The 13,221-nt window shown below is 65.2% G+C and carries 9 protein-coding genes and 2 pseudogenes; 6 read left to right on the top strand and 5 right to left on the bottom strand.

All coding sequences use genetic code 11. From position 1 onward, the window contains the following. The first annotated feature begins 17 nt into the window (after positions 1–17). Positions 18–431 (top strand): hypothetical protein, encoded by a 414-nt coding sequence (locus ACSKB9_RS30200; protein ID WP_438077666.1) that lies wholly within the window; start codon positions 18–20, stop codon positions 429–431. A gap of 57 nt (positions 432–488) precedes the next feature. Then, positions 489–983 carry a hypothetical protein gene (locus tag ACSKB9_RS30195; RefSeq protein WP_438077664.1) on the top strand — a complete coding sequence of 165 codons (495 nt, stop codon included), beginning with the start codon at positions 489–491 and terminating at the stop codon, positions 981–983. Positions 984–1,174: 191 nt separating this feature from the next. On the opposite strand, the gene ACSKB9_RS30190 is transcribed toward ACSKB9_RS30195, so the two are convergent. Continuing rightward, positions 1,175–1,630 (bottom strand): Lrp/AsnC family transcriptional regulator, encoded by a 456-nt coding sequence (locus ACSKB9_RS30190; RefSeq protein ID WP_057015467.1) that lies wholly within the window; start codon positions 1,628–1,630, stop codon positions 1,175–1,177. A 157-nt stretch (positions 1,631–1,787) separates the two neighbouring features. On the opposite strand from ACSKB9_RS30190, the pseudogene ACSKB9_RS30185 reads away from it, so the two are divergent. Continuing rightward, positions 1,788–5,265 (top strand): annotated as a pseudogene (locus ACSKB9_RS30185) (indolepyruvate ferredoxin oxidoreductase family protein). Here the strand turns inward: ACSKB9_RS30185 and mctP are convergent. The 4 genes from mctP to ACSKB9_RS30165 all read right to left on the bottom strand — a co-directional run bounded on the left by mctP (position 5,236) and on the right by ACSKB9_RS30165 (position 9,369). Beyond that, positions 5,236–6,726 (bottom strand): monocarboxylate uptake permease MctP, encoded by a 1,491-nt coding sequence (mctP, locus tag ACSKB9_RS30180; RefSeq protein WP_438077662.1) that lies wholly within the window; start codon positions 6,724–6,726, stop codon positions 5,236–5,238. The pseudogene ACSKB9_RS30185 and the gene mctP sit on opposite strands and share 30 nt — an antisense overlap. A gap of 10 nt (positions 6,727–6,736) precedes the next feature. After that, positions 6,737–6,922, bottom strand: coding sequence for a DUF3311 domain-containing protein (locus ACSKB9_RS30175; RefSeq protein WP_438077660.1), 186 nt, complete (start codon positions 6,920–6,922; stop codon positions 6,737–6,739). A gap of 145 nt (positions 6,923–7,067) precedes the next feature. Beyond that, the gene (locus tag ACSKB9_RS30170) at positions 7,068–8,039 is read right to left on the bottom strand and encodes a tripartite tricarboxylate transporter substrate binding protein (protein WP_438077658.1); all 972 of its coding nucleotides are present in this window, start codon (positions 8,037–8,039) and stop codon (positions 7,068–7,070) included. A gap of 418 nt (positions 8,040–8,457) precedes the next feature. Next, positions 8,458–9,369 carry a LysR family transcriptional regulator gene (locus ACSKB9_RS30165; protein WP_438077656.1) on the bottom strand — a complete coding sequence of 304 codons (912 nt, stop codon included), beginning with the start codon at positions 9,367–9,369 and terminating at the stop codon, positions 8,458–8,460. Positions 9,370–9,512: 143 nt separating this feature from the next. Here ACSKB9_RS30165 and ACSKB9_RS30160 point away from each other — a divergent pair, with 143 nt between their 5' ends. From ACSKB9_RS30160 to ACSKB9_RS30150, 3 genes and pseudogenes are all read left to right on the top strand, one after another. After that, entirely contained in the window at positions 9,513–10,661 is a 1,149-nt protein-coding gene (locus ACSKB9_RS30160; RefSeq protein WP_438077654.1) for an HlyD family secretion protein, read from the top strand. Positions 10,662–10,989: 328 nt separating this feature from the next. Next, positions 10,990–12,605, top strand: a pseudogene (locus tag ACSKB9_RS30155) (MDR family MFS transporter). A gap of 27 nt (positions 12,606–12,632) precedes the next feature. Further along, positions 12,633–13,091, top strand: a complete 459-nt coding sequence (locus ACSKB9_RS30150) for a carboxymuconolactone decarboxylase family protein (RefSeq protein ID WP_438077652.1) — start codon at positions 12,633–12,635, stop codon at positions 13,089–13,091. Positions 13,092–13,221 lie beyond the last annotated feature (130 nt).

The raw sequence follows: 13,221 nt of genomic DNA, 5'->3' as shown, positions 1-13,221 counted from the left end.
ACGGAGACATGCGACCGATGCAAGCAATCCGTCACACAATCCTGGCTCTCACCCTCACTCTGACAGGCGCCACCATCATGACCGCTCCCTCCCCTGCTCAAGCCCAAGTACAGGCACAAGCCGCCTCCACCATCACCACAGGCGTGATGGTCATCCTCACTGCGAAAGCCGGCGTCACCCGCGATCAGGTGATGGCCGTGATGCCGGACGAAATCCGGCAGACCGTGCAGCTCTATCTCAACGGCAAGATTCGCGAATGGTATTCGCGCTCCGACGGGCGCGGCGTGGTCTTTCTGCTCGACGCCAAGGATGTATCCGAGGCGCACGCGATCATGGAAGGGCTGCCGTTGTCCAAGCTCGATCTGATGGATCACGAGTACATCGGGGTCGGCCCGCTGCTGCCGCTCCGCCTGCTCGTCGCCAAGCCCTGAGCGTCAAGGTCCTGAACGCAAGCCAACCGAACCGATCGACAACAAGGGAATCCGCCGATGCCCCCGGGCTTCAATCTTCCATTCGTCCTCAGCGTCGCCGGCGGGTTTCTGACAAGTGCCGTCGTGGCCGTCACCTACGTCTGGCCGGCGATCCGCGCGATGCCACGTGACAACGCGCTCCGAGTGCTCGCAGCCTTCCATGCGTTCAGGTTCCTGGGCATGAACTTCATGGTGGCCGGGTTCGTGTCGCCGCAATTGAGCGCGGATTTCGCCAGCGAGGTCGGATGGGGCGATCTCGTCGCCGCCGTTCTCGCGCTGCTTGCGATGGCTGCGCTGTCCTGGCGGTGGGCGATCGCGATTCCGATCGTCTGGCTGTTCAACATCTGGGGCACGCTGGATCTGCTCAACGCCTATTACATGGGCGTGCAGATCGGCGATCCCGGCCTGTTCGGCGCCGGCATCTATATTCCGGCACTCTATGTGCCGCTGCTGCTGGTCAGCCATGTCATGGTGTTCATGATTCTGATGCGGGCCAAACCGGCGGAGGCATAGATGCCGCATCAAACATCGTCGTCCCGGCGAAGGCCGGGACCCATACTCCGCAGCGGATGTGGTGGACGGGACCCGTCGTTCCAGTCTCGCGCAACAATGCGTATTCGTGGTTATGGATCCCGGCCCCCGTGCGCAATTGCGCACTAGGCCGGGACGACAGCGCATATATGGCGCGGCCGTCGCGGCACACTTCAAAACGGCAACGCCACGCCGGTCTTGATCTCCTTCAGGATCACGTTGGTACGGACGTGGCGGATGCCTGGGATGCGGAACATGAACTCGTCGAGGAATTTGTTGTAGGCGTCCATGTCGCGCACCACGACGCGCAGATGATAATCGGCGTCGCCGGTGGTCGCGAAGCATTCCAGCACTTCGCGGCGCTTCATCACCCGCGCGACGAACTCGTCGACGAATTTGACGTCGTGGCGCTCGAGCGAAACGTGCAGGATCGCCGAGGTCGCAAAGCCGGCGCGCTCGCGCGCGACCAGCGCCGAATAGCCCGAGATGACACCGGACTCTTCCAGCGCACGGACCCGGCGCCAGCACGCCGAGGTCGACATCCCGACGGTTTCCGCAAGCTGCTGGTTGGTGGCGCGGCCGTCCTTCTGCAGTTCGGCGAGGATTTTCTCGTCCTGCTCTTCGACCATTGCGAGGCCCTCGATTTGGTAGATCCTACCGAACTACATCGTTCTCAGCAATATCCTGCCGATTTTTCCGCGACAAATGAATGGATAGGTAAGACCTACCACGCCCACAGGCATAGCCTTGTCGGATCAGACATCGCGAATCCCGGAGAGGTCAGTCATGGGCCAGATGCCGTTGCTCGACGCCTATCAGCTGTCCGAGCGCTACAGCCGCGACCGCGGCCGCGTCTTCCTCACCGGCACGCAAGCGATCGTCCGCATCGTGCTCGACCAGGCGCGGCGCGACCGCGCTGCCGGCCTCAACACCGCGGGCTTCATCTCCGGCTATCGCGGCTCGCCGCTCGGCGGCGTCGATCTCGAACTGTGGAAGATCGGCGAGCAGCTCAAGGACAGCCGCATCGAATTCCTGCCCGCGGTGAATGAGGACCTCGCGGCGACCGCCGTACTCGGCTCGCAGCAGGTCGAGACGCAAAGAGATCGCGAGGTCGATGGCGTGTTCGCCCTTTGGTACGGCAAGGGCCCCGGCGTCGACCGTTCCGGCGATGCGCTGAAGCACGGCAATGCCTACGGCTCCTCGCCGCGTGGCGGCGTGCTCGTCGTCGCCGGCGACGACCATGGCTGCGTGTCGTCCTCGATGCCGCATCAGTCCGACGTCGCCTTCATGAGCTGGTTCATGCCGACGCTGCATCCGGCCGATGTCGGCGAATATCTCGCCTTCGGTGAATATGGCTACGCGCTGAGCCGGTTCTCCGGCATGTGGGTCGGCTTCAAGGCGATCTCGGAGATCGTGGAATCCGGCGCCTCGGTCGAGCTGCGGCCGCCGCGCCGTTTCGTGCAGCCGGATTTCGTGCCGCCGCCTGGCGGCCTGCATTATCGCTGGCCGGATCTGCCGGGCCCGCAGATCGAGGAACGGCTGGAGGCGAAGAAGCACGCGGTCTACGCCTTCGCGAAAGCCAATCCGATCGATCGCCACATCTACGACATCAAGGATGCGAGCTACGGCATCGTCACCACGGGCAAGGCGCATCTCGATCTGATGGAGGCGCTACGGCTGGTCGGGCTGGATGAAGCCGCGTGCCGCCGCTTCGGCATCGACATCTACAAGGTCGGCATGGTGTGGCCGCTGGCGCTGCACGATGCGATGGAGTTCGTGAAAGGCAAGCGCGAGATCCTCGTGGTCGAGGAGAAGCGCGGCATCATCGAGAGCCAGTTCAAGGAGTATTTCTACGACTATCCCGGCGCCAAGCCGGACCGGATGGTCGGCAAACATGACGAGAGCGGCGCGCGGCTGATCTCCTGGACCGGCGAATTGTCGCCGCGCATGCTCGCCGACGTGCTGGCGCGCCGGCTCGACCCGATGTTTCCGGAATTGCAACTCGCTCGCCGCGTTGCCGCGCTGGTGCCCGAACAGGACCGCATGATCACGGTGCCGGGCGCGACCCGTACGCCGTATTTCTGCTCGGGCTGCCCGCATAACACCTCGACGAAAGTGCCCGAGGGCTCCAAGGCGCTGGCCGGCATCGGCTGCCATTTCATGGCAAGCTGGATGGACCGCGAGACCTCGTCGCTGATCCAGATGGGCGGCGAAGGCGTCAACTGGGCGGCGTCATCGAAATTCACCGGCAACAGCCACGTCTTCCAGAATCTCGGCGAAGGCACCTACTATCACTCCGGCTCGATGGCGATTCGGCAGGCGATCTCTGCGAAAGCCAACATCACCTACAAGATCCTGTTCAATGACGCGGTGGCGATGACCGGCGGCCAGCCGGTCGACGGCCCGGTCAGCGTGCAGGCGATCGCGCACTCTGTCCGCGCCGAGGGCGTCGCGCGGATCGCGCTGGTGTCGGACGATCCCGCGCATTTCTCGCCGGCGGATCTGCCCGCCGGCGTCACCATCCATCCGCGCGAGGCGATGGATGCCGTGCAGCGCGAGCTGCGCGCAATTCCCGGCGTCACCGTGCTGATCTATCAGCAGACCTGCGCCACCGAGAAGCGGCGGCGGCGCAAGCGCGGCACGATCGAGGATCCCGCGCGCTTCGCCTACATCAACGACCTCGTCTGCGAGGGCTGCGGCGACTGCTCGGTGGAATCCAACTGCCTCAGCGTCGAGCCGAAGGAAACGCCGTTCGGCCGCAGGCGCCGGATCAACCTCTCAACCTGCAACAAGGACTTTTCCTGTCTCAACGGCTTCTGCCCGAGCTTCGTCACCATCGAGGGCGGCAAGCGGCGGGCGAAGAGCGCGAGCGCGATCGATCCGCTGGCGCGCGCAGCCGCGCTGCCGGTACCGGAGCTTGCGAGACTGGAGCGGCCCTATGATCTCCTTGTCACCGGCGTCGGCGGCACCGGCGTCATTACAGTCGGCGCATTGATCGCGATGGCCGCGCATCTCGAGGGCTGCGGCGTCTCGGTGCTCGACTTCACCGGTTTTGCGCAGAAGTTCGGCCCCGTGCTGAGCTACCTGCGGCTGGCGGTTACGCCCGAACGCGCTGCATCAGGTGCGGATCGACCAGGGCGCGGCCGACGCGCTGATCGGTTGCGACCTCGTGGTGAGCTCGTCGGCAAAAGCATCCGGCACCTATCGCAAGGGAATGCGCGCCGCGGTCAATATCGCCGAGATGCCGACCGGCGACGTGGTGCGCTTCCGCGATGCCGACCTCGCCTCGCCGGTTCGCTTGCGCGCGATCGAGCGGGTGATCGGGTCGGGCAACCTCACCATGATCGACGCCAACGCGCTGGCCGAGCGGCTGCTCGGCGACAGCGTCTTTGCCAACATCATGATGCTCGGCTTCGCCTGGCAGCAGGGCCTGGTGCCGGTCTCGCTGGAGGCGCTGACGCGCGCGATCGAATTGAACGGCGTCGCCATCGAGCTCAACAGGCAGGCGCTGGCCTGGGGCCGGATCGCCTTCGCCGATCCGGAGTTTTTGCCGAAGGCCGACGGTGCTGCGGCCGATGTACCGGAGACGCTGGAGCAGGTGATCGCGCGCCGCGCGGATTTCCTTCGTGACTATCAGGACGAGGCCTATGCCGCGCGCTATCGGGCGACAATCGACCGCGTGCGTCGCGCCGAGGCCGCGCTGGGCAGCGAGACCTTGACCGACGCCGTGGCGCGGTCGCTGTTCAAGCTGATGGCGTATAAGGACGAATACGAAGTGGCGCGGCTGCATATGCAGAGCGGCTTCCTCGACGAGCTCAGCCAGGAGTTCGACGGCGACTTCACGGTGCAATATCACCTTGCGCCGCCGTTCCTGCCAGCGCGGCGCGATGCACGGGGACGGCCGAGGAAGCGCGCGTTCGGACAGTGGATCCAGACGCCGCTGCGGTTGCTCGCGAGCCTGAAAGGGCTGCGCGGCACACCCTTCGACCTGTTCGGCTACGCCGCGGAGCGCCGCACCGAGCGCGAGCTGATTACCTGGTATGAGGCGCTGATCGAGACCATGCTCGGCAAGCTCGACAAGGCACGGCTGCCCGATCTCGTCGCGCTGGCAAAGGCGCCGATGGAGATCCGCGGCTATGGGTCGGTGAAGGACGCCGCGATCGAAAAGACCAGGGCGGAGGTTGCGCGGCTCACCGCGCGACTTGCCTCCGCCCCGTCAGACCAAGGCGACGGCTCAGGCCGCCGCGCGGCGCTTGGCGGGTGATATCAGGCCGACCACGACAGTCGCGAGCACCGCCACGACGATGTTGAGCAGCAACGCGCCGAGGCCGACATAGAAGCTGTAGCTGGCATCGCCGAGCGAGATGCTGGCGAGCGGCTTCAGCCCGTTGCTCCACGCCGTATACGTGCCCCAGCCGATGCCGACCGCCCAGCCGAGCAGCAGCCCTTCGGCGCGGAACCAGACGGTGAACAGCCCGAACACCAGCGCCGGCAGCGTCTGCACGATCCAGAGGCCGCCGAGCAGTTGCAGGTCGAGCGCATATTGCGTCGGCAGGAACAAGATGAAGGCGAGCGCACCGACCTTGACCACCAGCGATGTGATCTTCGCCACCGACGCCTCACCGGCGTGCGAGATGTCCGGGTTGACGTAGGACTTCCAGACATTGCGCGTGAACAGATTGGCGGCGCCGATGCTCATCACCGCCGCCGGCACCAGCGCGCCGATCGCGATCGCCGAGAACGCAAAGCCCGCGAACCATTCCGGGAACAGCGTCTTGAACAGCATCGGCACCACGTCGTTCGGCGAAGTCACCTTGATGCCGGCGGCATAGGCCATGTAGCCGAGCAGCGCGATCAGGCCGAGCAAGAGCGTATAGGCCGGCAGCAGGATCGCATTCTTGCGGATGGTATCCGCCGACTTCGAGGCGAAGATGCCGGTCAGCGTGTGCGGATGCATGAAGGCGGCGAGCGCCGAGCCCAGCGCCAGCGTCGCATAGGGCAGATACTGTCCGGGCTTCAACGTCAGGCCGGTGGCGCCGCCCTTCGCCGTGAAGGCGTCGTTGGCGGCCGAGAACACCGCGCCGTAGCCGCCGAGCTTCGCGGGCACCACGACCACGGCGGCCAGCACCACGATGTAGATCATGATGTCCTTGACGAAGGCGATCAGCGCCGGCGCGCGCAGGCCGGAGCTATAGGTATAGAGCGCGAGGATCACGAAGGCGGCGATGATCGGCAGTTCGCCGGATAGCCCCATCGCCTTGATCACGACCTCCATGCCGATCAGCTGCAACGCGATGTAGGGCATGGTCGCGACCAGGCCGGTCAGCGCCACCGCGAGCTCGAGCGCGCGCGAGCCATAGGCGCCGTGGACGACATCGGCGGCGGTGACGTAGCCGTTCGCATGCGCCTTCTTCCACAGCACCGGCATGACAGCGAATACGAAGGGATAGACGATGATGGTGTAGGGCAGCGCGAAGAAGCCGTAGGCGCCGACCGCGTAGACCAGCGCTGGCACCGCGATCACGGTGTAGGCGGTGTAGAAATCGCCGCCGACCAGGAACCAGGTGATCCAGGTGCCGAACTGGCGACCGCCGAGGCCCCATTCGTCGAGATGCTCGCTGACCGGGCCGGATTTCCAGCGCGCCGCGAAGAAGCCCATCACGGTGACGAGCGCGAAAAAGAAGATGAAGACGGAGAGCGCCACCCAGGCGATGTGATCGGTCATGGCTGTCCCCTCACCGCGGCTCGTTGGTATCGGGCCGGCGGCTGCGATAGACCAGCCAGATCAAGAGCGAGGAGATCGGCACCCAGGCGAGCTGGTACCAGTAGAAGAAGGGAAAGCCGAACAGCGACGGCTCGACGAAATTATAGAACGGCACCCACAGCAAGCCGATGAACGGCAGCAGCAACAAAATCCACATGGCCTACTCTTTGACGCAAGACACAGCTCAAGGCGGGAGGTTCCGCTGATCATGGCAACGATCCAGGAACCGGTCCGTTGCGTCTAGAATCACGGTTACGGCAATGCGACGCAAAAAGATGTGATCGTCACCTGGCGCATGCCGCCTATTCGGCCTTGATGCCGGCGTCCTTTATCACCTTGCGCCAGCGCGCTTCCTCGCCGGCAAAGTAGCGGTCGAGCTCGGTCGGCGGTGAGGCCACCATCACGAGGCCCTCATTGACGCTGAGCTTCTTGAAGGCCTCCGCCTGCACGGCCTTTGCCGCCGATCTGTTGAGGCGATCGATGATGTCGGGCGGCGTATTCGCCGGCGCGTAGAGGCCGTACCAGGATTCGGCGACATAGCCGGAGGCGCCGGCTTCCGACACCGTCGGCAATTGCGGGAACGCGGCCGAGCGCTCAGCGGACGTCACTCCGATCGCGCGCAGCTGCCCGGCCTCGACCAGCGAGGCGCAGCTTGCCACCGTGGTGAACATCACCTGGATCTGACCGCCCAAGAGGTCGGTGATGGCGGGCGCCGCGCCCTTGTAGGGAACGGTGGTGAGATTGACCCCGGCCATGTGCTTGAACAGTTCGCCGGCGAGATGCGCCGAGGTGCCGGTGCCATAGGTGCCGTAGGACAGCTTCTGCGGATCGGCCTTCGCGGCCGCGATCAGATCGGCAATCGACTTGATCGGCGAAGCGGGATTGACCACGACGACGTTGAACGAGCGCGCCACCAGCGCCACGGGCGCAAAATCCTTGTGCGCATCATAAGGCAGCTTGCTGTAGAGGCTCGGATTGACCGCGTTGGCGAAGGTCGCCATCAGCAGCATGTAGCCGTCGGGTGGACTCGCCGCCACGCTCTGCGTGCCGATGATGGTGCCGGCGCCCGGCTTGTTCTCGATGATCACGGTGACGCCGAGATCCTTTTGCATCTCCTGCGCCAGCGTCCGCGCGACGACATCGGTGCCGCCGCCCGGCGCGAACGGCACCACGATCTTGACGATGTGGTCGGGATAGGCGGCGCGCGCAGGCAGTTGCAGCAGCAGGTTTGCTGCGAGCGCGAACAGGAGTGATGCGAGGAGACGAAACGGCATGGCAGGCCCCGGCGGCAGACGCTGCCGTCTTCATACACGCGAACGCCATGCAAGGGATGCCGGGCCATCATGACGCGGTAGGAAAGCGCTCTGCTGCTAGTTCCGTCATCTGGGGTGGCGCGGCGGGGCTGCCAGCTTGCGGATGCCTGACTCACCGGCCGTGCAACACACACACTGTCGTCCCGGCCTAGTTAGTGCGCAATTGCGCACGGGGGGCCGGGATCCATAACCACAGCTGGTCATGGTTGCGCGACAGTGGAACGACGGATCCCGTTCACGACACAAGCCGCGGCGTATGGGTCCCGGCCTTCGCCGGGACGACGAACAGAGAGAGACGAACAGAGAGAAATGCGGCCAGCTCCATCACCGGAGCGCGGAGGCCGCTCAGTGCAAGCGTGCCCACCCTGCACACCTCCCATCACGAATACGGATTGATCAGCTTCTGCTGCTCGGTGGCGTGATGGACCAGCAGGTCGATGAAGGTGCGGACCTTCGCTGACAGATGATGGCGGTGCGGATAGACAGCATTCATGGTGAGCTCGACCGGCCGGTATTCGGGCAGCAGACGGACCAGTTGTCCCGACTCCAGCTCGTCGCGGACCAGGAAGCCGGCCGCGAGGAAGACGCCGACGCCGGCCAGCGCCGCGAGCTTCAGGGTTTCGCCGCTGTTGGAGATCAGATTTCCGGAGACGCGCACCGCAGCCGGCGTGCCCTTGCGGTCGGCGAAGCGCCACTCGTCGCCATAGGGATAGTTGGCGTGGCGCATGCAGTTGCGCGCGGAGAGGTCGGCCAGCAGCGTTGGCTTGCCGTGCTGTTTGATATAGCCGTGCGAGCAGCACAGCACGTGGCGCCAGGTCGCGATGGTGCGCACGATCAGGCTGGAGTCCGGCGGCGGCACCATGCGCACGGCGAGATCGTAGTTCTCGTCGATCAGATCGGCATTGCGCTCGCCGATCGTGAGATCGACCTTGACCTCGGGATAGGTGGCGAGGAACTCGGCCACCGCGGGCGACAGGAACTGGACGAGATGGGTGTTGGTGAAGATGCGCAGGGTGCCGCGCGGCACCGATTGCTGGGCGCCCGCGATGTCGTCGGCCTGCTCGATGTCGGCGAGGATCTGGACGCAGCGGTCGTAATAGGCCTGGCCGACCTCGGTGAGGCTGACCTTGCGCGTGGTGCGGTTGAGCAGCCGGGCGCCGAGCCGGTCCTCCAGCGACTGCACGTGGTTGCTCACCATGGTGGTGGACATGTTGAGCTTGCGGCCGGCCGCGGAAAAGCCGCCGGTGTCCACGACCCGGACGAAGGCGGTCAGGCTGGTCAGGCGATCCATGCGGCAAGGTCCGGATTATCAGCGCTGGCTTGATAATGCTTCCAGTTTTATCGGGATTATCACAGCGGGGAGGACATTGCATCTAAGGGGGCGTACTGGGCGCCCTTTCTGGAAGGACGCGAATGTTCGACCCGGAGGATGCCATGTCGACCACTACTTATGTCCCTGAACAAGCAACAAAAATCGGCCTCCGCCCGTCGCGGAAAGCGGTCAAGCGGGTGGCGCTCGGGCTCGCCGCGATCATCGGCGTCGCCGTGGCAGCCGACTTTGGTTACGACTACGTCACCACCGGCCGCTACCTCGAATCGACCGACGACGCCTATGTGAAGGCGGACTCCACGATCATCGCCCCGAAGGTCTCGGGCTACATCGCCCGCGTGCTGGTCACCGACAACCAGCCGGTGAAGGCCGGCCAGCTGCTGGCCGAGATCGACGACCGCGATTACCGCACCGCGCTCGGCCAGGCCAAGGCTGATGTCGACGCCGCCAGCGCCTCGGTGCGCAACCTCGATGCCCAGCTCGAATTGCAGCAGCCGATCATCGACCAGAGCACCGCCGACGTCACCGCCGCCGAGGCCAACCTGAAATTCGCGCAGGAAGAGCAGACCCGCTACGACGGGCTGATGAAGTCCGGCTCCGGCACCATTCAGCGTGCGCAACAGACCGACGCGGCGCTGCGCGCCAACACCGCGCAATTGCAGCACGCGAAGTCGGCGCTGTCGGCGGCGCAGCGCAAGGTCGACGTGTTGACCACGCAGCGCGCCCAAGCCGCAGCGCAGGTGGACCGTGCTCGCGCGGTCGAGCAGCAGGCCGAGCTCAACCTGTCCTACGCCCGGATCACCGCGCCGGTCGACGGCACGGTCGGCGCCCGCACGCTGCGCGTCGGGCAATATGTGCAGGCCGGCACCCAGCTGATGGCGGTGGTGCCGCTGGACGCGGTCTATGTGGTCGCCAATTTCAAGGAGACGCAGCTGACCCATGTGCGCAACGGCCAGCCGGTCGAGCTCACCGTCGACAGTTTTCGCGGCACCACGCTGAAGGGCCATGTCGACAGCCTGTCGCCGGCCAGCGGCCTCGAATTCGCGCTGCTGCCGCCCGACAACGCCACCGGCAATTTCACCAAGATCGTGCAGCGCGTGCCGGTGAAGATCGTGCTCGACGATCACAGCCTCACTGGACTGCTGCGCCCGGGCATGTCGGCGATCCCGACCGTCAACACCAAGGCAACGGTGCTGGCCGAGCGCGAGGAGAAGCGGCGGCTGGCATCAGTGACGCGGGCGAACGGCGGATAGAGACTACGGTCAACGATAAGAGTGCGAACTTTCTTCGCCTCTCCCGCCTGCGGGGGAGGCCGACGTGCGCGTAGCGCACGGCGGGTGGGGGCTCTCTCCACGACACGACTCGCGGAGAGAGCCCCACCCGCCCTCCCCCGCAAGCGGGAGAGGGGCCTGAGAGGTGTGCCCACCTCACGAACTGACGGCTGGCAGATGAAGGATCTGCGTCGCGCGTCGTAACAGCGCCCGATTATCAACCGCGACAGGACAATCCTTCCAGTCTTTCCCGGATTATCGAAAGTGCCCGCCTAATACATCTTGCGTGTGTGAGCCAGAGAACACGCCGATGACCGCACTTCAGCCCACAGCCGACGCAGCGAACGCCGCCGCGCTCCCCACCCCCGCAGCGCCGGCGGCGCCTGCGATCCCCACGAAAACCTGATCGCGGTGATCGGGGCGACGCTCGGCGCGTTCATGGCGGTGCTCAATATCCAGATCGTCAACGCCTCGCTCGCCGATGTGCAGGGCGCGATCGGCGCCGGGATCGACGACGGCGGCTGGATCTCGACCTCCTACCTGATCGCCGAGATCGTGGTGATCCCGCTCTCCGGCTGGCTCGCGCAGGTGTTCTCGGTGCGGATCTATCTGCTCACCAACGCCGCGCTGTTCCTGGTGTTCTCGGCGGCATGCGCGCTGGCGCAGGACCTGCCGCAGATGATCGCGCTGCGCGCCGTGCAAGGCTTCACCGGCGGCGTGCTGATCCCGATGGCGTTCACGCTGATCATCACGTTGCTGCCGAAGGCGAAGCAGCCGATCGGGCTCGCGCTGTTCGCGCTGTCGGCGACGTTCGCGCCGGCGATCGGCCCGACCATCGGCGGCTATCTGACCGAGAACTGGGGCTGGCAGTACATTTTCTATGTCAACCTGGTGCCCGGCGCCGTGATGATCGCGATGCTGTACGTCTCGCTCGATCCGAGCCCGATGAAGCTGTCGCTGATCCGCCAGGGCGACTGGCTCGGCATCATCACCATGGCGATCGGGCTCGCCGCGCTGCAGACCGTGCTGGAGGAAGGCAACAAGGACGACTGGTTCGGCTCGCCCTTCATCGTCCGCCTGTCTGTCATCGCGGCGGTCGCGCTGGTCGCCTTCCTGATCGTCGAATTCACCGTCGAGAAGCCGCTGCTCAATCTGCGCCTGCTCGCCCGCCGCAATTTCGGCTTCGGCATGCTGGCCAACTTCCTGCTCGGCATCGCGCTGTACGGCTCGGTATTCATCCTGCCGCAATGCCTGTCGCGCATCCAGGGCTACAATGCCGAGCAGATCGGCATGGTGCTGGCCTGGACCGGGCTGCCACAGCTCGTGCTGATCCCGCTGGTGCCGCGGCTGATGCAGCGCTTCGACCCCCGCATCATCATCGGCGTCGGCTTCGCGCTGTTCGCCGGCTCCAACTTCATGAACATCTTCATGACCAACGACTACGCCACCGACCAGCTGTTCTGGCCCAACATCGTCCGCGCGATCGGTCAGGCCCTGGTGATGGCGCCGCTGTCGGCGGTTGCGACCGCGGGCATCGAACTGGAGAACGCGGGCTCGGCCTCCGCGTTGTTCAACATGATGCGCAACCTCGGCGGCGCCGTCGGCATCGCCGTGCTGCAGACGCTGCTGACCAAACGCGAGCAATATCACTCCAACGTGCTGATGCAGTCGGTCTCGCTGCTGGAACAGGCCACGCGGAGCCGGATTGAGCAGCTGACGCAGTATTTCATGAACCACAGCGTCGCCGACCAGGCCGCGGCCGCCCACCGCGCAATCGCGGCGATCGGCAAGGTCGTGCAGAAGCAAGCCTACATCCTCGCCTTCAGCGATACCTTCTACCTGCTCGGCGTCGCGCTGATCGTCGCACTCGCGGCGACACTCTTCCTGAAGAAGCCGGGCCAGCTCGCTGGCGGCGGTGCGCACTAACCCAAGCCACAACCACGGAGAACGACCATGAAGCCCCGTATGAACTTCTACCAGGCCGCACCCGAAACCATCAAAGCGCTGGTCGCGGTCGAAAACCAGATTGCTGCGAGCGGCCTCGAGCAATCGCTGATCGAGCTGGTCAAGACCCGCGCCTCGCAGATCAACGGCTGTGCCTACTGCATCAACATGCACACCGAGGACGCCCGCAAGCATGGCGAGACCGAGCAGCGGCTCTATCTGCTCAACGCCTGGCGCGAATCCCCGCTCTACAGCGAGCGCGAGCGCGCGGCGCTAGCCTGGACCGAAGCGCTGACGCTGGTGTCCGAGACGCATGCGCCCGACGCCGACTATGAAGCCGTGTGCGCCCAGTTCTCGGACAGCGAGCTGGTCAACCTGACCACGCTGATCGGCGCAATCAACGCCTGGAACCGGATCGCCATCGGCTTCCGCGCGGTGCATCCGGTGAAGGCGAAGGCGGCGGCGTGAGGGCAGACAAACGATGATCTGTCCCCGTCATCCTGAGGTGCGAGCCTCTTCGGCGAGCCTCGAAGGATGTACGGCCACGGTCGGGCCGTCGACCCTTCGAGAGCCGCTAAAGGAGCGGCCACCTCAGGGT

Source organism: Bradyrhizobium sp. BR 1433 (genome assembly GCF_051547665.1).
In the GTDB taxonomy this organism is placed as follows: Bacteria; Pseudomonadota; Alphaproteobacteria; order Rhizobiales; family Xanthobacteraceae; genus Bradyrhizobium; species Bradyrhizobium australafricanum.
Note: the sequence above shows the minus strand (reverse complement) of the source record. Positions and strands in the feature narration are given on the sequence as shown.

Excerpts from the sequence above, each read along its gene's own strand:
- mctP (WP_438077662.1), bottom strand. The coding sequence starts at position 6,726 with ATGACCGATCACATCGCCTGGGTGGCGCTCTCCGTCTTCATCTTCTTT.
- ACSKB9_RS30200 (WP_438077666.1), top strand. The coding sequence starts at position 18 with ATGCAAGCAATCCGTCACACAATCCTGGCTCTCACCCTCACTCTGACA.
- ACSKB9_RS30175 (WP_438077660.1), bottom strand. The coding sequence starts at position 6,922 with ATGTGGATTTTGTTGCTGCTGCCGTTCATCGGCTTGCTGTGGGTGCCG.
- ACSKB9_RS30195 (WP_438077664.1), top strand. The coding sequence starts at position 489 with ATGCCCCCGGGCTTCAATCTTCCATTCGTCCTCAGCGTCGCCGGCGGG.
- ACSKB9_RS30190 (WP_057015467.1), bottom strand. The coding sequence starts at position 1,630 with ATGGTCGAAGAGCAGGACGAGAAAATCCTCGCCGAACTGCAGAAGGAC.
- ACSKB9_RS30170 (WP_438077658.1), bottom strand. The coding sequence starts at position 8,039 with ATGCCGTTTCGTCTCCTCGCATCACTCCTGTTCGCGCTCGCAGCAAAC.
- ACSKB9_RS30160 (WP_438077654.1), top strand. The coding sequence starts at position 9,513 with ATGTCGACCACTACTTATGTCCCTGAACAAGCAACAAAAATCGGCCTC.
- ACSKB9_RS30165 (WP_438077656.1), bottom strand. The coding sequence starts at position 9,369 with ATGGATCGCCTGACCAGCCTGACCGCCTTCGTCCGGGTCGTGGACACC.
- ACSKB9_RS30150 (WP_438077652.1), top strand. The coding sequence starts at position 12,633 with ATGAAGCCCCGTATGAACTTCTACCAGGCCGCACCCGAAACCATCAAA.